Origin of the sequence: Streptomyces roseirectus, from assembly GCF_014489635.1 — a bacterium.
Taxonomy (GTDB): domain Bacteria; phylum Actinomycetota; class Actinomycetes; order Streptomycetales; family Streptomycetaceae; genus Streptomyces; species Streptomyces roseirectus.
The window spans coordinates 187,150-203,808 of sequence record NZ_CP060828.1; the positions used below are offsets into that span (position 1 = coordinate 187,150).

The 16,659-nt window shown below is 72.7% G+C and carries 17 protein-coding genes; 10 read left to right on the plus strand and 7 right to left on the minus strand.

Translation table 11 applies throughout. The features are described 5' to 3' along the window. The first annotated feature begins 29 nt into the window (after nt 1-29). Entirely contained in the window at nt 30-464 is a 435-nt protein-coding gene (locus IAG44_RS00555; RefSeq protein ID WP_187745151.1) for a VOC family protein, read from the plus strand. A gap of 4 nt (nt 465-468) precedes the next feature. Here IAG44_RS00555 and IAG44_RS00560 read toward each other — a convergent pair whose 3' ends face one another. Genes IAG44_RS00560 through IAG44_RS00585 form a run of 6 tightly spaced genes read right to left on the minus strand, consistent with a single transcriptional unit; the run spans nt 469 to nt 5,703 of the window. Beyond that, nucleotides 469-1,458 (minus strand): DMT family transporter, encoded by a 990-nt coding sequence (locus IAG44_RS00560; RefSeq protein WP_187745152.1) that lies wholly within the window; start codon nt 1,456-1,458, stop codon nt 469-471. Between the two features lie 36 nt (nt 1,459-1,494). After that, on the minus strand, nt 1,495-2,679 hold the full coding sequence (locus IAG44_RS00565; protein WP_187745153.1) for a kynureninase: 1,185 nt from the start codon (nt 2,677-2,679) through the stop codon (nt 1,495-1,497). Further along, nucleotides 2,676-3,101 carry an ester cyclase gene (locus IAG44_RS00570; RefSeq protein WP_187745154.1) on the minus strand — a complete coding sequence of 142 codons (426 nt, stop codon included), beginning with the start codon at nt 3,099-3,101 and terminating at the stop codon, nt 2,676-2,678. The genes IAG44_RS00565 and IAG44_RS00570 overlap by 4 nt, the downstream gene beginning before the upstream one ends. 3 nt (nt 3,102-3,104) lie before the next feature. After that, nucleotides 3,105-3,524: an adenosylmethionine decarboxylase gene (gene speD / locus IAG44_RS00575; protein ID WP_223006769.1), complete on the minus strand. Its 420-nt coding sequence runs from the start codon at nt 3,522-3,524 to the stop codon at nt 3,105-3,107. Beyond that, nucleotides 3,521-4,264 (minus strand): 2OG-Fe dioxygenase family protein, encoded by a 744-nt coding sequence (locus IAG44_RS00580; protein WP_187745155.1) that lies wholly within the window; start codon nt 4,262-4,264, stop codon nt 3,521-3,523. The genes speD and IAG44_RS00580 overlap by 4 nt, the downstream gene beginning before the upstream one ends. Before the next feature lie 20 nt (nt 4,265-4,284). Further along, nucleotides 4,285-5,703: a glutamine synthetase family protein gene (locus IAG44_RS00585; RefSeq protein ID WP_187745156.1), complete on the minus strand. Its 1,419-nt coding sequence runs from the start codon at nt 5,701-5,703 to the stop codon at nt 4,285-4,287. 630 nt (nt 5,704-6,333) lie between these two features. Between IAG44_RS00585 and IAG44_RS00590 the strand changes: the two genes are divergently transcribed. From IAG44_RS00590 to IAG44_RS00615, 6 genes are all read left to right on the plus strand, one after another. Continuing rightward, entirely contained in the window at nt 6,334-6,699 is a 366-nt protein-coding gene (locus IAG44_RS00590) for a cupin domain-containing protein (protein ID WP_187745157.1), read from the plus strand. Nucleotides 6,700-6,773: 74 nt separating this feature from the next. Continuing rightward, entirely contained in the window at nt 6,774-7,925 is a 1,152-nt protein-coding gene (locus IAG44_RS00595; RefSeq protein ID WP_187745158.1) for a hypothetical protein, read from the plus strand. A 19-nt stretch (nt 7,926-7,944) separates the two neighbouring features. Continuing rightward, nucleotides 7,945-9,933 (plus strand): amino acid adenylation domain-containing protein, encoded by a 1,989-nt coding sequence (locus tag IAG44_RS00600; protein ID WP_187745159.1) that lies wholly within the window; start codon nt 7,945-7,947, stop codon nt 9,931-9,933. 594 nt (nt 9,934-10,527) lie between these two features. Next, nucleotides 10,528-10,878 carry an acyl carrier protein gene (locus IAG44_RS43100; RefSeq protein WP_246561341.1) on the plus strand — a complete coding sequence of 117 codons (351 nt, stop codon included), beginning with the start codon at nt 10,528-10,530 and terminating at the stop codon, nt 10,876-10,878. 2 nt (nt 10,879-10,880) lie between these two features. Next, nucleotides 10,881-12,740: an asparagine synthase (glutamine-hydrolyzing) gene (gene asnB, locus IAG44_RS00610; protein ID WP_187745160.1), complete on the plus strand. Its 1,860-nt coding sequence runs from the start codon at nt 10,881-10,883 to the stop codon at nt 12,738-12,740. 87 nt (nt 12,741-12,827) lie between these two features. Continuing rightward, a complete protein-coding gene (locus IAG44_RS00615; protein ID WP_187745161.1) occupies nt 12,828-13,457 on the plus strand; it encodes a LysE family translocator in 630 nt (209 codons plus the stop codon). Between the two features lie 4 nt (nt 13,458-13,461). Here the strand turns inward: IAG44_RS00615 and IAG44_RS00620 are convergent, their stop codons facing one another. Beyond that, entirely contained in the window at nt 13,462-13,719 is a 258-nt protein-coding gene (locus tag IAG44_RS00620) for a DUF4235 domain-containing protein (RefSeq protein ID WP_187745162.1), read from the minus strand. Nucleotides 13,720-13,920: 201 nt separating this feature from the next. Between IAG44_RS00620 and IAG44_RS00625 the strand changes: the two genes are divergently transcribed. Genes IAG44_RS00625 through IAG44_RS00635 form a run of 3 tightly spaced genes read left to right on the plus strand, consistent with a single transcriptional unit; the run spans nt 13,921 to nt 16,656 of the window. Further along, nucleotides 13,921-14,805, plus strand: a complete 885-nt coding sequence (locus IAG44_RS00625) for a pyridoxal-phosphate dependent enzyme (RefSeq protein ID WP_187745163.1) — start codon at nt 13,921-13,923, stop codon at nt 14,803-14,805. Further along, entirely contained in the window at nt 14,802-15,530 is a 729-nt protein-coding gene (locus IAG44_RS00630; protein WP_187745164.1) for a serine O-acetyltransferase, read from the plus strand. The genes IAG44_RS00625 and IAG44_RS00630 overlap by 4 nt, the downstream gene beginning before the upstream one ends. Then, complete coding sequence (locus tag IAG44_RS00635) at nt 15,502-16,656, plus strand: MalY/PatB family protein (protein ID WP_187745165.1); 1,155 nt, start codon at nt 15,502-15,504, stop codon at nt 16,654-16,656. The genes IAG44_RS00630 and IAG44_RS00635 overlap by 29 nt, the downstream gene beginning before the upstream one ends. The last annotated feature ends 3 nt before the right edge of the window (nt 16,657-16,659 follow it).

Sequence of the window (16,659 nt, forward strand, 5' to 3'; positions counted from 1 at the left end):
ATCAGGGTCCCCCCTGTTAAGGTGCGCCGGTGTCAGAGATCAAAAAGTTTCAGGTCACCTTCGACTGCGCGGAGCCCGAGCGGGTAGCCCGTTTCTGGTGCGAGGTGCTGGGGTACGTGGTTCCGCCGCTGCCGGAGGAGTTCGCATCGTGGGCGGAGTACGACAGTTCGCTGCCGCCGGAGCGGCAGGGCGCGGCGTTCGCGTGCATGGACCCCGAGGGCGTGGGCCCGCGCATGTACTTCCAGCGGGTCCCTGAGGGCAAGGTCGTCAAGAACAGGGTGCACCTCGACGTGCGGGTCGCCACCGGGCTCGTCGGCGAGGAGCGGCTGGCGGTCCTGCAGGCCGAGCGTGCCCGGCTGGAGGCGCTGGGCGCGGAGTGCGTGGAGGTGCTGCTCGCCGACGAGTTCAACGAGTCGTGCATCTCGATGCGGGACATCGAGGGCAACGAGTTCTGCATCGACTGACGGCCTAGGCGGACCGGGGTGGGAGGCGCCGCGCGTCTTCCACCCCCGTCTCGGGGACGCCCTCCGGGCCGGCCCCCGTGTCCCCGCTCCCCCGCCGCAGCGCCGCGATCACCAGCCCCGCCCCGATGAGCCCGGCCCCCGCGAGGTGGAACCCCCGGATGCGCTCGTCGAGGAAGAGGAACGCGAGGACCGCCCCGAAGACCGGCATGAGGTGCAGGAACTGCCCCGCCCGCGCCGCCCCGAGCAGTTCCGCCCCGCGGTTGTAGCAGAAGTAGCAGAGCAGGGACGGGATCAGCGCGACATAGCCGACGGCGGCGACGGAGCCCGCCGTCAGCGGCAGCGGGTGCCCGGCGGCGGCCTCGGCGGCGGCGAACGGCGCGAGCATCACCGCGCCGAGCGCGAAGGTCGACGTCAGCAGGCTCAGCGGGTGGACCGTCGGGCGCCTGCGCAGCAGTGTCGTGTAGAGGGCGTAGCTGACGACGGCGAGCAGGATCCAGCCGACGCCGCCGCCCAGGGCGAGCGTCCCGGCGTCGAAGGGATGCCCTTGGGTGACGACCACCCAGACCCCGGCCAGCGACAGGGCGAGGCCGAGGAGTTGGAGGCGCTGGGGGCGTTCGCGGAAGAGGAGGAAGACGAAGACGAGGATCAGCACCGGCATGATCGACTGCATGAGCAGGGCGCTGATCGCGGTGGTGGACCGCAGGCCCGCGTAGATCAGGGTGTTGTACGCGGCGACCCCGGTGGCCGCGAGCAGCAGGACGGTGCCCTTGCACTGGCGCAGGACGGGTAGGTCGCGGCGCAGCCGGGGCAGGCCGAAGGGGAGGATGACGGCGGTGGCGGCGAGCCAGCGGAAGAACGCGAGGTTGACGGGCGGCACGGTGCCGTGGGTGAGCCGGCCGACGACGAAGTTGCCCGACCAGCCCGCGGCGGCGAGGCACAGCAGGAGCGCCGGTGACCGGTAGAGCCGGGCGAACACCGTCTGGACCCTCCGCACCGCTGCCCCTCTCCCGTGTCTCCCGCGTGTGAGCGTCTATGCCGTGAGGACCCGTCCGAGCGCCGCCGCCGCGTCCCAGACGTCAACATAGCGAACGGACAGCGGTGACAGCCCGACGCGGATCAGGTCGGGTACCCGTACCTCGGCCATGAACCCCTCCCCCGCGAGCCCCTTGGCGATCCGCTCGGCGTCGGGGTGGCGGACGCTGACGTGCCCGCCCCTGCGCTGCGGCGCCCGTGGACTCACCACCTGGGCCCCCGCCCGCTCGGCGAGTTCCGCGAACAGCCCGGTGAGCGCGAGGGACTTGGCCCGCACGAGCCGCGTGTCCACGTTCCCGGCGAGCCGCACCCCCTCCTCCAGCGCGACCAGGCTGAGCAGCGGCGGGCACCCGGTGAGGAGCCTCCCGACGCCGTCCGCCGGCCGGTACCCGGCCTCGAAGGCGAACGGCTCCGCGTGCCCGAGCCACCCGGTGACCGGCTGCTCGACGCGGGGCAGCAGCCGCGCGGCGACATACAGGTAACCCGGCGCCCCGGGCCCGCCGTTGAGGTACTTGTACCCGCACCCCACGGCGAGATCGGTCCCGTCCGCGTCGAGCCCGACCGGCACCACCCCCGCGCTGTGCGCGAGGTCCCACAGCACGAGCGAACCCGCCGCGTGCGCCCGCCGGTTGATCTCCCGCATGGGAAGCAGCTCCCCGGTGCGATAGTCGACGTGGCTGAGCACGACGACGGCGGTGTCCTCGTCGAGGGCGCCGGCGAGCGCGTGGGCCTCGACCCGGCGCACCCGCACGTCGGGCCGGACGTGCCGGACGACGCCGTCCGCGATGTAGAGGTCGCTCGGGAAGTTCCCGGCGTCGGTGAGGACGGTCCGCCGCCCGGGGTTCAACTCCAGGGCGGCGCACAGGAGTTTGAAGAGGTTGACGGAGGTCGACTCGCCGACGACGGTCTGTCCCGGCGCCGCGCCGACGAGCCGTCCGACACGGTCGCCGACCGTGCGCGGCAGGTCGAGCCAGCCGTGTTTCCACCAGGCGGAGTTCATGTCCGCGCGCCACTGCTCGCGCACCACCTTCGACAGCCGGTGCCAGGTCGCGCGCGGCGGCGGCCCGAGGGAATTGCCGTTGAGGAAGACGGGCCGCTGAGGGAGGTCGAACTCCTCGCGCAGGGCGCCGAGTTCGTCGGCGGCGTCGAGCGCGAGGCAGTCCGCCCGGTCACCGACCCTCATGCGGTGGCCGTGAGCTGGCGCATCAGGTCGTACATGTCCTCGTTGTGCCACCACTCGGCGAGGAGGTCGCCGTCGAAGCGCATGATGTCGATGCCGGTGAGGGTGACCCGGCGGCCGGTGGCGGGGATGCCGGACAGGACGCCGAGGTGGGTGCCGGAGGAGTTGTAGCGGGCGACGATCTTGTCACCGGCGGTGATGACGTCCTCGATGACGAACTTGTAGTCGGGGAACGCCTGGTGCCAGTCGAGGGCCATGCTGATGTGGCCGTGCTTGGTGTTGGGGAAGGCGTCGATGGGCCGGTGGTCGAAGAAGTGCTCGGCGAGGACCCTGCCGCCCGCCGGGTCGCCGGCGTTCCACAGTTCGCCGATCCACACGTCCTCGTAGACGTGCCGCATCAGCTCGTACCGGGTGTCCGTGGTCATGGCTCACCTCTCCACGGTGTCGACGGGCGGCATAAGGGCGCCGATGCCGCGCACGAGTTCCTGGGCGACGATCCGCTCCGGCGAGAAGCCGGCCTGGAGCACCGGGAGCGCCTTGTTCGGCTCGGCCGTCCCGCACATGAACAGGTCGACGGCGGCGAAACGGTACTCGGGCCAGCTGTGCACGCTGATGTGGGACTCGGCGAGCACGGCGACGCCGGAGACCCCGCCGCCGCGCCCGAAGTGGTGGACGTGGACGTACAGCAGGAGGGCACCGGCGGCGCGGGCGCACTCGCGCAGCACGGTCTCGGCGTGCGCGGGGTCGTCGAGGCGGCTGGCGCCGACGAGGTCGGCGAGGAGGTGGGTGCCGGCGCCCTGGTCGTCGGACAGGACGGGCACCGGGTGGTGGGGTTCGGGCAGGTTCACCGGTCCTCCTCGACGGGGTTGGGCTCGACGGGGTTGAGGGAGAACCCGCAGACGTCGCGGGTCGCCAGGGCGGCGTCGCCCGCGACCTCGACGGGGGTGACGTCGTGCAGGCAGCGCGGGTCCTCGAACACCACGGTGTCACCGGGCCGTTCGAGGGCCAGCTCGCGGTGGATACGGCCGTCGAGGCCGGCGAAGCGGCTGACGCCGCCGCTGACGTCGGCGCGGCCGACGAGGGTGATGGAGGTGAAGGCGTGCCCGTCGTGGTGCATGCCTTCCGGCGCCGGGTGGCCGGGCAGGCCGGGGCGGGCGACGATCCGCATGAGGTGGACGCCGACCTCCCAGGTGCGGCCCCGGCCCCCGGGGAGGACGGCCAGGACGTCCCACATCAGCTGGGCGAGGTAAGGGTTGGCGCGGGTGCGGGCGGCCAGCGGCTCGAACTTGCGGTGCATACCGCCCGCGTAGGGGTTGAGTTCGGTGCTCTGGAAGAAGGCCCGGTCCTCCAGGGGTTCGATCGCGCGGCTCTCGGTGTCGGCGGCGAAGAGGCCGAAGCGGCGCTTGCGGAAGACGTGGTCGCCCTTCAGCCAGCGGTCGTCGGCCAGGTCCTCGAAGTCCTCGGCGAGTTCGCGCCGTCCGGCGTCCAGCCGTCCGTCGAGGGGGGTGCGGGCGGGCAGCAGGAGCACCGGGTCGTCGGTGAAGCGACTCCCCGGCAGCGCGCCGAAGAGTTCGGTGTGGGTCGTCATCGCTCGTGTCCCTCGGTGGTTCAGGGCGTGTGGTCGAGGTAGGTGTCGAAGTCCCAGGCGGTGGTGGTGGCCAGGAACCGGTCCCATTCGTCGCCCTTGAGGGCGGTGTACGTCGAGTAGAGGCGGCCCGGGAGGGCGGCGCGGACGACGTCGTCGGCGTCGAGGGCCGCGAGGGCGGTGCCGAGGTCGCCGGGCAGCCGGGGGCCGGGGGTGTCGTAGGCGCTGGCGGCCAGCGGCGGGCCCGCGTCGAGGCGGCGGGTGAGGCCGTCGTCGACGGCGGCGAGGAGCCCGGCTGCCATCAGGTAGGGGTTGGTCAGGGAGTCGGCGACGCGGAACTCGATCCGGTCGGGGGCGGAGACGCGGACGGCGCAGGTGCGGTTCTGGTGGCCCCAGTGGGCGGTGACGGGCGCCCACAGTCCCGAGTCGCGCAGGCGGCGGTAGGAGTTGACGGTCGGGCAGGCGAGCGCGGTGAGGGCGGGGAGGTGGGCGACGATACCGCCGATGGTGTGCCGCCGCGACGCGCCGTCCGCCGTGCGGAAGGTGTTGGTGCCGCCGGTGAGGTGGGTGCGGACGCCCGGGGCGCAGGTGCTGGTGCCCAGGTCGCGTTCCTCGTCGTGGCCGCCGTCCCAGAGGGAGAGGTTGTGGTGGCAGCCGCAGCCGGGGTAGCCCTGGAACGGCTTGGGCAGGAAGCAGGCGACGAGGCCGAGTTCGCGGGCGACCTGGCGGCAGATCTGCCGGTAGGTGATGAGCCGGTCGGCGGTGCGCAGGGGGTCGTCGTGGGCGAAGTTGAGTTCGAGCTGGCCGGGGGCGTCCTCGTGGTCGCCCTGGATCATGTCGAGGCCCAGCGCGCGACCGTAGGCGACGCTGCGCAGGGTCACCTCACGTAGTTCCTCGAACTGGTCGATGTGGTAGCAGTGCGGCTTGGTGACGCCGACCAGCTCGCCCTTCTCGCGGCGCAGCCACAGCATCTCGGGTTCGGTGCCGATCCGCAGGTGGGTGCCATGGCGTTCGGTGAACGCCGCCTGGAGCCGGGCGAGGTTGGTGCGGCAGTCGGCGTCGAGCGTGGCGCCGGGGTCGGTCTCCTCGTCGCGGTTGCGGAAGAGGCGGGCGAAGACGCGGGCGATCCGGCCGTCCCAGGGGAGCTGGGCGAACGTGTCGGGGTCGGGGAGGGCGAGGAGTTCGGAGGCTTCGGGGCCGTGGCCGAGGTAGTGGCCGGCGCGGTCGGTCGCGACGTTCGCGGTCGAGCCGTAGACAAGCTGGACGCCGCGTCCGGCGACGTCCTCCCAGTGCGCCGCGGGAATTCCCTTGCCGACGACGCGGCCGGTGACGGTGACGTACTGGACGTAGATGTATTCGATGCCGAGCAGGTCGATGAGTTTGCGTGCATGGCCGATCCCGTCCGCCCTTCCGGGGGCGTTCAGGAAGTCGTCGATATCCACCTGGACTGCCTTCCGGGGATTTATCGGATCCTCGCCGGGCAACGGAAAGCGGCCGGCGAGCAGGGGGGAAACAGCCTTCCCGCGTCAAGGATCCAAGGCTGATACGCGACACCGCGGCGCGGTGCCCACCCGGGGCTCGGAGGCCGGAGCACATCGGGTGCGTCCCGATGTTTTGGTATCACCCGTCACGCGGTCGCCGTCAACAGCGGAGGTCGATTTGGCCGGAACGGCATGGTAGGAGGTGTGACCTCCTGAGCAGGTTCGACCAGGTTGTTCGCTGCCCGGAGGGGGCGGATCGGAAGTCGTTCATGGCTGATTCACGTCCGTCACAGGAAAGTCACAGAAAAGTCGGATGCGGATTCCGACGGTCCTCTTCCGGCCGTACAGGCTGTTGTGCGCCATTCTGACCGGCGGCCGTTCGCCTCGAAATGGAAGCACCGGGCAAGGGGATTCCCCTGCGGCAACGCAGTCAGCCGGCCTGTGGCGCCCGCGAGAATCACGGCTGGTGGCCCGCTGGCCGAATACCGACGCGTATCCGGAAATCGCCCGTACCGCGGCCTTCGCGTTCCGGACAGCTGGGTTAGGGTCGTTTCTCGACAACCTGATCACCGATGTGATCCAGGAGGTTCCGTGTTCCTCGACTGGAACTCTCAGCCCGAGACACACCGCATGCGCGCCGGGGCGAGCCGCCACGTGGCGAGCGGGCAGCACTCCTCCGTCGTCCGGGTCGTCACCGATCCCGGCGCCGAGTTCGACGGCCGTCCGCACCGCCATCCGCACGAGCAGTGGGTCGTGGTGACCGCCGGCGAACTCACCCTGAGCTGCGGCGAGAAGAAGCACACGCTGGGCGCCGGGGACGTGCTGTTCGTGCCGGGCGGCCAGTGGCACGCGGCGCTCGGCGTCGGCGAACAGGGCGCCGTCTACCTGGAGTTCTCCGCGCCGCCCCGGCTCGACCTGCTGCCGGGCTCGGTCCTGCCCAGCGCGCTCGAATTCTGATCTCCGGCCGCTTCCGACAACTGTCCAAGCCGTCACGTTCTGCCGTCACCCGATCAAGGAGGTGTGAGATTCCCATGTCCACGTCCATCCAGATCTACCGCGCCCGCAGCGAACCGGCCGACGCCTGGGTCGCCTGGGACGGAGACGAGTCCAAGGACTACGCGTACGGAGGCTGCCGGCTGGTCGGCTGGCGGGACCGGATGGAGGACGTGGTCGGCGTGCTCTGCTCCCTCATGCACACCGAGAGCGCGTACAAGAACGTCCTGATCAACGAGGCGCTGCGGGCCGGCGCCGTCGACGACCTCGCCACGGCGCTGCCGCCCGGCTTCCGGGACAGCACGGTCGGCGGCGGACGCTGTGTGATCCGCCCCGCCGACGCCCGGTACGCCGAGATCCTCTCCCACCCGGAGCACCCCGAGTTCCGCTCCACCGTCCACCAGGTGTTCGCGGCGCTCGGCGATCTGCTCAACGAACGCGAGGGCCGCATCAAGCTCACGCCGGACTTCGGGAAGTACGCGGGCGTCGCCGACCTGCTCCACGAGCACACCCCGCACGTGCTGGGCGTGCACTGCGACGCGGGCGGCTGCGGCGGCAAGTCCAGCTACTCGGCGACCGGGGTCACCGCCGCCCACCACGTCCTCGCGGACGAGGGCGTCATCGACGCCCCGCGCACCACCCTGATCGGCTCGGCGGGCGCCATGGGCGAGGACGTCCTCACGTATCTCCAGGACCAGGGCGGGGAGTTGGCGGTCTGCGACCTCAAGTACGACGCCGGGCACGAGGCGGCGCCCGACGACGTCCGGCTGCTGCCCTCCGTCTCCGGCCGGTTCACGGACGAGGCGCTGGCGAGCGGCGGCACGGTCATCGCGACCACCTGGGGCAACGAGCTGGAGCACTCCAACCTGACGGCGCTGGCCCCGGGGACGGTCCTGCTGCTGGCGCACAACCTCGCCATCCCGAGCGGCGCCGGCGGCAAGGAGCTGATGGCGGAGGTCGCCCGGGCCGACGTCCTCGCGCTGCCCGGCCAGTTGCTGACCCTCGGCGGGGCGCTCACCTCCCGCCTCGAATGGTTCTCCCGGCAGTCCGGCACGACCGTCTTCGACAAACCGCTCGCCCACCGGGTCGTCTCCCGCGTCGTCGGCGACTGGACCCGCCGCATGGCCCGCCCGGCGGACGGCCACGGCAACGCGTACGAGGCGCTGCTCGACGTCTGCGAAGCCGCCTGAGGACGAGGGGACGAGTCACGTGACCTCCATCAGCTCCCTGCTGCGCGAGCGGGCCGCCGCCACGCCCGACGCGCCCGCCCTCGAACACGACGGCCGGGTCCTTCGCTACCGCGACACCGACGACGCCGTCACCGGCTTCGCCCACCACCTCGCCGGCCGGGGCCTGGGCCCCGGCGACCTCGTCGCCCTCCACCTCGATCGCTCCCCCGAGGCCGTGATCGCCCTGCTCGGCGCGGTCCGGGCGGGCGTGGCCTACGTCCCGCTGGACACGGCGAACCCGCCGGCCCGGGTCGCGGGGATCGTCGCCGACAGCGGGGCGAAGGCGGTGGTCGCCCGCGAGGACATACCGGGGGTCGGTGTGCCGCTGATCGACGTCGGCCGCGCGGACGACTGGTGCGGGCACGGGCGGGAGTACGGGCACGAGCGCGGGCATGAGTGCGGGCACGGCTCTGCCCCCGCCTCCTCCCCCGCCTTCGCCGAGCCCGGTGCCGACGATCTCGCGTACGTCATCTACACGTCCGGTTCCACCGGGGCGCCGAAGGGGGTGGCCGTGGCGCACCGGGGGCTCGTGCCGCTCGCCCTCGACCAGATCGGGCGCTGGCGGGCCGGGCCCGGCGGGCGGATCCTCCAGTTCGCCTCGCTCGGCTTCGACGCCTCGTTCACCGAGATCGTCGTGGCGCTGTGTGGCGGGGCCACGCTCGTCATCGCCGACCGGGACCAGCTGATGCCGGGCCCGGTGCTCCACGCCACCCTGCGCGACCTGCGGATCACCGCCGTCAAGACGACCCCGGCGGCCCTCGCCACCACCGACGCCGACGGCCTGCCCGACCTGCGGCTCGTCGTCAACGGCGGCGGTGCCTGCCGGCCGGGGACGGTGGCCCGCTGGTCCGCCGGGCGGACGTTCCGCAACGCGTACGGGGTCACCGAGGCGACGGTGTGCAGCACCATGACCGGCCCCCTGCGCGCCGGAGACCCCGTCACGCTCGGGACGCCGGTCGCCGGGACCTGTCTCCACGTCCTCGACTCGGGCGAGCTGGCCGTCGGCGGCGCCGGTGTGGCCCTCGGGTACTGGCGCCGCCCCGAGCTGACCGCCGAACGCTTCGGACCCGACCCCTACTGTCCCGGAGGCCGCCTGTTCCGCACCGGCGACCTCGTCCGGCCCACGCCCGGCGGGGAGCTGGAGTACGTCGGGCGCATCGACGAGCAGGTGAAGATCCGCGGCTACCGGATCGAGCCCGGCGAGATCGAACACGCCCTCGCGGCCCACCCGACGGTCCGCGAGGCAGCGGTCACCGTCCACACCGACCCCCTGGACGGCGAACCCCGCCTCGCCGCGTTCCTCGTCCCCGCCGACGGCGAGCCTGACCTCCCGGAACTACGCAGGTTCCTGGCCGCCCGCCTACCGCTCTACATGATCCCGGGAAGGTTCGCCGCCCTGCCCCAACTCCCGTACACACGCCTGGGGAAGGTGGACCGGGGGGCGTTGGCGGGGCTGGTGGCGAGGGGCGCGGGCGGGCTGGCCGGCGGAGGGGAACCAGCGGCCGGCGGCCGCGCGGGAAGCTCACCGAGCGCCGGAAACCCGCTGCGCGCCGGAGATCAGGCGGACGCCGGGGACGCGGGAAGCTCGCCAGGCACCGGAAACCCACTCCTCGCCGGAGATCAGGCGGGCGCCCGGGGCGCGGCAGGGGAACCGGTGAGCGGCGGGAAGGGGAACCCGCTGGGCGCCACGGAGCCGGTGAGCGGCGGGAAGGGGAGTGCGCCGGGTGCCACGGGACCGGTGAGCGGCGAGGGCACTCCCGGCTCCGCGCAACCGACGGATGCCAGGGGCGCGGGAAGCTCGCCGGGCGCAGAAGAACCGGTGAGCGGCGGCCAGGAGGGCCCGCTGGGCGCCACGGGACCGGTGAGCGGCGAGGACACTCCCGGCTCCGCGCAACCGACGGATGCCAGGGGCGGGGCTCGCCGGGCGCAGGAACCGGTGAGCGGCGGCCGGGCGCAGAAGAACCGGTGAGCGGCGGCGGCTCCGCGCAACCGACGGATGCCAGGGGCGCGGGAAGCTCGCCGGGCGCAGAAGAACCGGTGAGCGGCGGCCACGCTGGGCGCCACGGAGCCGGTGAGCGGCGAGGACACTCCCGGCTCCGCGCAACCGACGGATGCCAGGGGCGCGGGAAGCTCGCCGGGCGCAGAAGAACCGGTGAGCGGCGGCCAGGAGGGCCCGCTGGGCGCCACGGAGCCGGTGAGCGGCGAGGACACTCCCGGCTCCGCGCAACCGACGGATGCCAGGGGCGCGGGAAGCTCGCCGGGCGCAGAAGAACCGGTGAGCGGCGGCCAGGAGGGCCCGCTGGGCGCCACGGAGCCGGTGAGCGGCGAGGACACTCCCGGCTCCGCGCAACCGACGGATGCCAGGGGCGCGGGAAGCTCGCCGGGCGCAGAAGAACCGGTGAGCGGCGGGAAGGAGGGCCCGCTGGGCGCCACGGGGCCGGTAAGCGGCGAGGGCACTCCCGGCTCCGCGCGACCGGCGGATGCCGGGGGCGCGGGAAGCTCGCCTGTTGCCGGCGGCGGGGATGTGCTCGTCGCCGGGGAACCTGCGGGGGGTGGGGGTGAGTTGGGCGCCCCCGAGGGCGGCTCGTACGGTTCTGGGCCGGTCGGTGCGCCGGTGGTGAAGGACCCCGCGCTCGGGGGCGGTTCGCGGTCGGGTTCCTCCCCGCTCGTCGCCGGTCCGCCTCCGGACGCGGCCTGTCTCGATGCCGTCGCCGATGTCTGGCGGGACGTGCTCGGGGTGCGGGAGATCGGTGTCGACGACGACTTCTTCCTCCTGGGCGGTGATTCGCTGCAAGCGGCGACGGTGGTGGCGCGGCTGTCGGCGCGGCTCGGTGTCCGGGTGCCGTTGCGGACGCTGCTCAGCGGGCCGACGGTCGCCGAGATGGCGGCGGCCGTGGCGGAACTGGACGGCTGACCATGTGCGGAATCTTCGGGCGGGTCGGCGCGGCGGCCGGGGCCGGGGAGGTGCTGGACGCCATGGAGGGCGGTCTGCTGCACCGGGGCCCCGACAGCCGTGGCCGGTACGCGGACGACTGGGCGGCGCTCGGCAGCCGCCGGCTGAGCATCGTCGACCCCGACGGCGGCTCCCAGCCGTTCACCAGCGAGGACGGGTCGGTCGTCCTCGTCTGCAACGGCGAGATCTACAACTACGCCGAGCTGCGGGCGCGGCTCGCGGGCCGGCACGTGTTCCGGTCCGAGTGCGACGTCGAGGTGATCGCGCACCTCTACGAGGAGCTGGGCATCGGTCTGCTGGCCGAGTTGGAGGGGCAGTTCGCGTTCGCCCTGTACGACCGGGTGCGCGGGGTCGTGCACCTGGCGCGCGATCCGTTCGGGATCTGCCCGCTGTACTACGCCCGGGACGGGGACGGCCTCGACTTCGCGTCCACGGCACGGGCGTTGCCGGCGGCCGGCCGGATCGACCTGCGGGGGCTGGACCAGGTGCTGTGCCTGCCGTCGGTGGTGAGTCCGAGGACGCTGTTCGAGGGGGTGTCGTCGGTGCGTCCGGGGCACCGGCTGGAGGTGACGCGGGACGGGGTGCGGGAGGTGGAGTACTGGGACCTGGATTACCCCGCCGCCGAAGAGACGGAGGAATCCGGGGAGTTCGCGGATGCCGGGGCGCTGCTGGGCGCGCTGCGGACGGCCGTCCGGCGGCGGCTGCGGTCGGACGCGCCGGTGGGCCTGTACCTGAGCGGCGGTCTCGACTCGGCGCTGGTGGCGTGTCTGGCGGCGGAGGTCGCGGAGAGTCCGGTCACGCACACGTTCTCGGCGGTGTTCCCGGCCGCCGAGCTGGACGAGCGCCCCTATCAGGAACTCCTCGCGCGGCGGCTGGGGCTGCCGCACCGGCCCGTCGAGGTGACGGCCGACCGGATCCGCCGGGACCTCGAACTGGCCGTCTGGCACTCGGAGGTTCCGCTGCGCGAGTCGTACAACGTGGCGTCCCTCGCGCTCGCGGAGGCCGCCGCCGGCGAGGGCGTCAAGGTGGTCCTCACGGGTGAGGGGGCGGACGAGTTCTTCGCCGGGTACTCCGGTTACCGCTTCGACGCCCTGCGCGCCGCGTTGCCGGCCGGCCGCCGTCCGCCCGTCCCTCAGGACGAGCTGCGTGCCCGCGAGGCGATGTGGGGCGATCCCTCCTACGGCTACGACCTGGACGTGGCGGCGCTGCGCCGGGCGCGGGAGGAGCTGTACTCGTCCGAACTCCTCTCGTCGCTGCCGGAGTTCGACTGCACGGCGTTCCCCGTCGCCGACGGGCGGCGGATCCGGGGGCGGCATCCGATGCACAAGCGGTCCTATCTCGACGTCAAGCTCCGGATGACCGACCACCTGCTGGGGGATCACGGGGACCGGATGACCATGGCGCACTCCGTGGAGGGCCGTTACCCCTTCCTGGACCGGGACGTCGTGGACCTCGCGATGCGGATTCCGCCCGGGTTGAAGCTGCGCGGGCAGGAGGAGAAGTACGTCCTCAAGCGCGCGGCGTCCCGTGTCGTGCCCGAACAGGTCGTGCGGCGCGAGAAGTTCCCCTTCACCGCGCCCGGCAGCGCCTATCTCGTGCGTGAGGCCGAGGAGTTCGTGCGGGACTGGCTGGCTCCGGACACGCTGCGGCGGCACGGGGTGTTCGACGCCGGTGCCGTGGAGCGGCTGTGCGACACCTACCGTGACCCCGGCTACGACCCGTCGACCCCGCAGCGCACGGACTGGCTGATGATCGTCCTGACGTTCACGATGCTGCGGGAGTCGGCGGACGCGGCGGCGCCGTGCCGGGTGGTGGAGCTGTGACCGTCGGGCGGGCGCGGTGGTGGACCGGGGCGGCCGCGCGGCATGGTGGAAGGCAACGACGGGATCCCTTCGGGAAGGCGGGACGGCATGAGGCCCGACATCCTCCCGGCGTTCGCCGCGTTCACGGCGACCGCCGCGCTCATCACCGTCACCCCCGGCCCGGACAGCGCCCTCGTCCTGCGCTCGGCGCTGCGCTCGGGGCGGCGGACGGCGTTCATGACCGGCCTCGGGGTGTCGCTGGGGCTGATGGTGTGGGGGCTGGCCAGCGCGGTCGGTGTCGCGGCCCTCCTCGCGGCCTCCCCCGCCGGGTTCCGGGCCTTGCAGACGGCCGGCGCGCTGTGGCTGGTCTGGCTCGGGGCGCGCGCCCTGCTGACGGCCCGCGCCGAGGATCCCGCCGACGTCGGTCCGCCCTCGGCGAGCGTCCGCCAGAGCTTCGTCACCGGTCTGTCCACCAACCTCCTCAACCCGAAGGCCCTCGTCTTCTACGTCAGCCTGCTCCCCCAGTTCCTCCCCGACGGCGCCCCCGCCTTCCCGCTCACCCTCCTGTACGCCCTCACCCACGCCGCCCTCAACGTCGCCTGGTTCGGTCTGCTGTCCTGGTGGATCCCGGCGGCACGCGGCCTGCTGCGGCGGGGCTCCTCGCAGGCGTGGGTCGAGCGGGTGACGGGGGTGGTGCTGGTGGGGTTCGGGGTGAAGCTGGCGTCGGCGGCGATCTGAGGGTTCAGCCGGGCCAGGTTCCGGTGACCCGGCGGACGCCGGTGGCGCCGGCGCGTTCGACGGCGGCCTTGACGACGGCGAAGAGGGCGCCCTGGAGCGCGGCGGCGGCAAGGATCTCGGCCCAGCGGCGGTGCTCGTCGGTGGCGTCGTCCTCGTGGCCGAGGGCCTTCCACGCCTGCTTGAACAGTGCTCCGGCGAGCAGGCCGCCGCCGGCTCCGAGCGCGAGCCCGACCGGTTTGTACGCGATCTTCACGGCGTTCATCGCCTCTCCCGTTCGCTGTGCGCTGCCCCGGACACCCACCGGGTACCCGCGTCCGTCCCGGTAATGCGCGCACCAAAAAACGCCCCATTCGAAACAGCCGGAATATCGACTGCCGCTTCATGGTGCCGGGCCGCGCAGAGAAATGACCGGACAATTCCTCTCTCCCTTGCCGATTGTCATGCCCGGCACTACGCTCTGTTCATGTCGGACACTGTTCTTCCCACCCCGTTGCTGGAAGTACTGCCGAACACTTTCCTGAAGTGCGAGTTCCTGCATCCCGGCCGGAGTCACAAGGCGCGCGTGGCGCGTGCGCTGATCGAGGACGCCGAGCGGCGTGGGAAGGTGACGCGCGGCGGCGGAACGGCGTTGATCGAGCGGACCGGGGGAAATCTGGGAATCGGTCTCGCGCTGGAGGCGCGAATACGGGGACTGGAACTCGTCCTGGTCACCGACCCGGGGTATTCGAGGATCAAGAAGGAAATCGCGGGCCGGCTGGGCGCGAAAGTCGTGGACCGGGGTGTCAGTCATCCGGACTGCGCGGACAACGAGGCGGCCGTCCAAGCGATCCTGGCGAGTGCTCCGAGCCGCTTCCACTATCTGAACCAGTTCGGCAATCCGGCGAATCCGGCGGCGCACGAGCAGGGCACCGGGGCGGAACTCCTGGCCCAGCTGATCGGGCGCGGGCACGGCCGGGACACGCGGGTGACGCTGGTCAGCGGGCTCGGTACGGGCGCGACCGCGCGGGGCGTGTCGTCGGCGCTGGGGCAGTGGTTCAGGGAGGTCGCCGTCGTCGGGGTCGAGCCGCCGGGCTGCGATCTGCGGGCCGGCCGGTACGGCGACCACGGTCTCCAGGGGTTCGCGGTGGGGCAGCCGGCCCCGTTCTTCCCGGTGGCGGAGCTGGCCGCGGTGGTCCCGGTGACCGACGGGGAGGTGGCCGCGGCGGGGACGCGGCTCTTCGCGGAGCACCGGGTGTTCGTGGGCCCGAGCAGCTGCGCCAACGTCGCGGCCGTCCTCAAGTGGCCCCCGGCGTCCGCGCGGGACGTCGTCGTCTCGTTTCTCTACGACCGCGGGGAGGACTACGAGTGAAGGACACCGTGCCCGTGCGCCGGGTCGAGGCGGACGTCAGGAGGCTGCTGCGCCCGGTGGCGCGGGAACTTTCCCGCGGCGGGCTGGGCCTGGCGGCGGCGCAGGAGCTGGCGGCCGACGTTCCGCTGAAGGTGCTGGAGGACCTGTACGCGCTGGTGGCGCGGGATCCGGCGGCCCGTTCCAGCCCGGTGTACGCGTACGCGAGCTATCTCAGCTTCCGAGCGCTGCTGGCGCACCGGGTGGCGCACGAGCTGCACCGGTTCGCGGCGGCGCCGGGCCAGGGCGGGAGCGTCCTCGTCGCGGCGCGGCGGATCGCGGAGCGGGCCAAGCGGGAGAGCGGGGTGGAGATCCATCCGGCGGCGGTGATCGGCGCCCGCGCGGTGATCGACCACGGGTACGGCACGGTCATCGGTGAGCAGGTGCGCATCGGCAGCGACTGCTACCTGCTGCAGAACGTCGTCCTGGGCAGCCGTTCGATCAGGAGCGGTCCGGCGCAGTGGTCGGGGCGGCGGCATCCGTGGATCGGGGACCGGGTGGAGATCGCGGGGAACGTGTCGGTGTTCGGGCCGGTCACGATCGGGGACGACTGCCGGATCGAGTCGGGTGCCCGGGTCGTCACGGACGTGCCGCCGGGGTCGCGCGTGCGGGTGGTGTCGGTGCTCCAGGTGACGAGCGCCGGGGTGAGGGGCGTGGAACATGCCGCTGACGGCGCTCACCGACGGTGAGTTGCGCGCGGGGCGCGGGCTGAAGTGGTCGCGCGCCCCGGCCGGGGTGATCCCGGCGGACATCGCGGAGCTGGACTTCGCGCTGGCGCCGCCGATCCGGGCGGTGCTGTCGTCGGCGGTGGAGCGTTCGGACGTCGGCTACCCGGACTACACGGGCGGGGCTCCGGTGCGGCTGGCGGAGCTGTTCGCGGAGCGGACGCGGCGGCGGATGGGCTGGTCGCCGGAGCCGGCGCGGGTGGAGGTGTGCGCGCAGGTCGTGCAGGCGCTGTGCTGCGCGCTGCTCGCGTTCACCCGGCGCGGTGACGAGGTGCTGCTGCACTCCCCGACGTATCCGCCGTTCCTGGAGGCGGTCCGCTCGCTCGGGCGCCGTCCGCTGCTGCTGCCGGTGCGCGGGGCGGGCGTGGCGCAGTGGGCGGCGGTGGAGGGGGCGCGGCGGCTGCGGCTGGTGGTGCTGTGCCATCCGCACAATCCGACCGGTCACGTCTTCGGCCGGGCCGCGCTGGAGAGGCTGGCCGGGCTCGCGGTGCGCAGCGACGCGGTGGTGTTCGCGGACGAGATCCACGCGGAGATCGTGTATCCGGGCACGGAATTCCACTCGATCGCTTCCGTACGCGCTGCCGCCGAACGTACGATCGTGTTCACGTCGGCGGCGAAGAGTTTCAATATCGCGGGGCTGCGCTGCGCGGTCGGTCATTTCGGCGGGGCCGAGCTGCACGCGCGTTTCCGGCGGCTTCCGTGGCATCTGCGCAGCGGGGCCGGTGCGCTGGGCATCGCGGCGACGATCGCGGCCTGGGAGTCGTGCGACGACTGGCTGGACCAATTGAGAGAACAATTGGGAACCAATCGAACCAGAGTGACGGATTTTATGTCGCATTTCGAGCAGATACGGTTCGTCCCGCCGTCCGGGACGTATCTCGCGTGGCTGGATCTTCGGGCGACACCGGCCGCGTCCGACGCTCACGGTTATTTCGCGAAGACGGCAATGATCTTCCTCCAGCCTGGTAGCGTCTTCGGCGCCTCTCTGGAGGGTTTTGTCCGAATGAATTTCGGTACCTCGGAGGAACGGCTCGATTCACTGCTGGAAAGATTCGGCCGCGCGCTCGACGGGTCCAGCGGGAAAGGATGAGGA

Excerpts from the sequence above, each read along its gene's own strand:
- asnB (WP_187745160.1), top strand. The coding sequence starts at position 10,881 with ATGTGCGGAATCTTCGGGCGGGTCGGCGCGGCGGCCGGGGCCGGGGAG.
- IAG44_RS00615 (WP_187745161.1), top strand. The coding sequence starts at position 12,828 with ATGAGGCCCGACATCCTCCCGGCGTTCGCCGCGTTCACGGCGACCGCC.
- IAG44_RS00620 (WP_187745162.1), bottom strand. The coding sequence starts at position 13,719 with ATGAACGCCGTGAAGATCGCGTACAAACCGGTCGGGCTCGCGCTCGGA.
- IAG44_RS00635 (WP_187745165.1), top strand. The coding sequence starts at position 15,502 with ATGCCGCTGACGGCGCTCACCGACGGTGAGTTGCGCGCGGGGCGCGGG.
- IAG44_RS00595 (WP_187745158.1), top strand. The coding sequence starts at position 6,774 with ATGTCCACGTCCATCCAGATCTACCGCGCCCGCAGCGAACCGGCCGAC.
- IAG44_RS00625 (WP_187745163.1), top strand. The coding sequence starts at position 13,921 with ATGTCGGACACTGTTCTTCCCACCCCGTTGCTGGAAGTACTGCCGAAC.
- IAG44_RS00570 (WP_187745154.1), bottom strand. The coding sequence starts at position 3,101 with ATGACCACGGACACCCGGTACGAGCTGATGCGGCACGTCTACGAGGAC.
- IAG44_RS00565 (WP_187745153.1), bottom strand. The coding sequence starts at position 2,679 with ATGAGGGTCGGTGACCGGGCGGACTGCCTCGCGCTCGACGCCGCCGAC.
- IAG44_RS00580 (WP_187745155.1), bottom strand. The coding sequence starts at position 4,264 with ATGACGACCCACACCGAACTCTTCGGCGCGCTGCCGGGGAGTCGCTTC.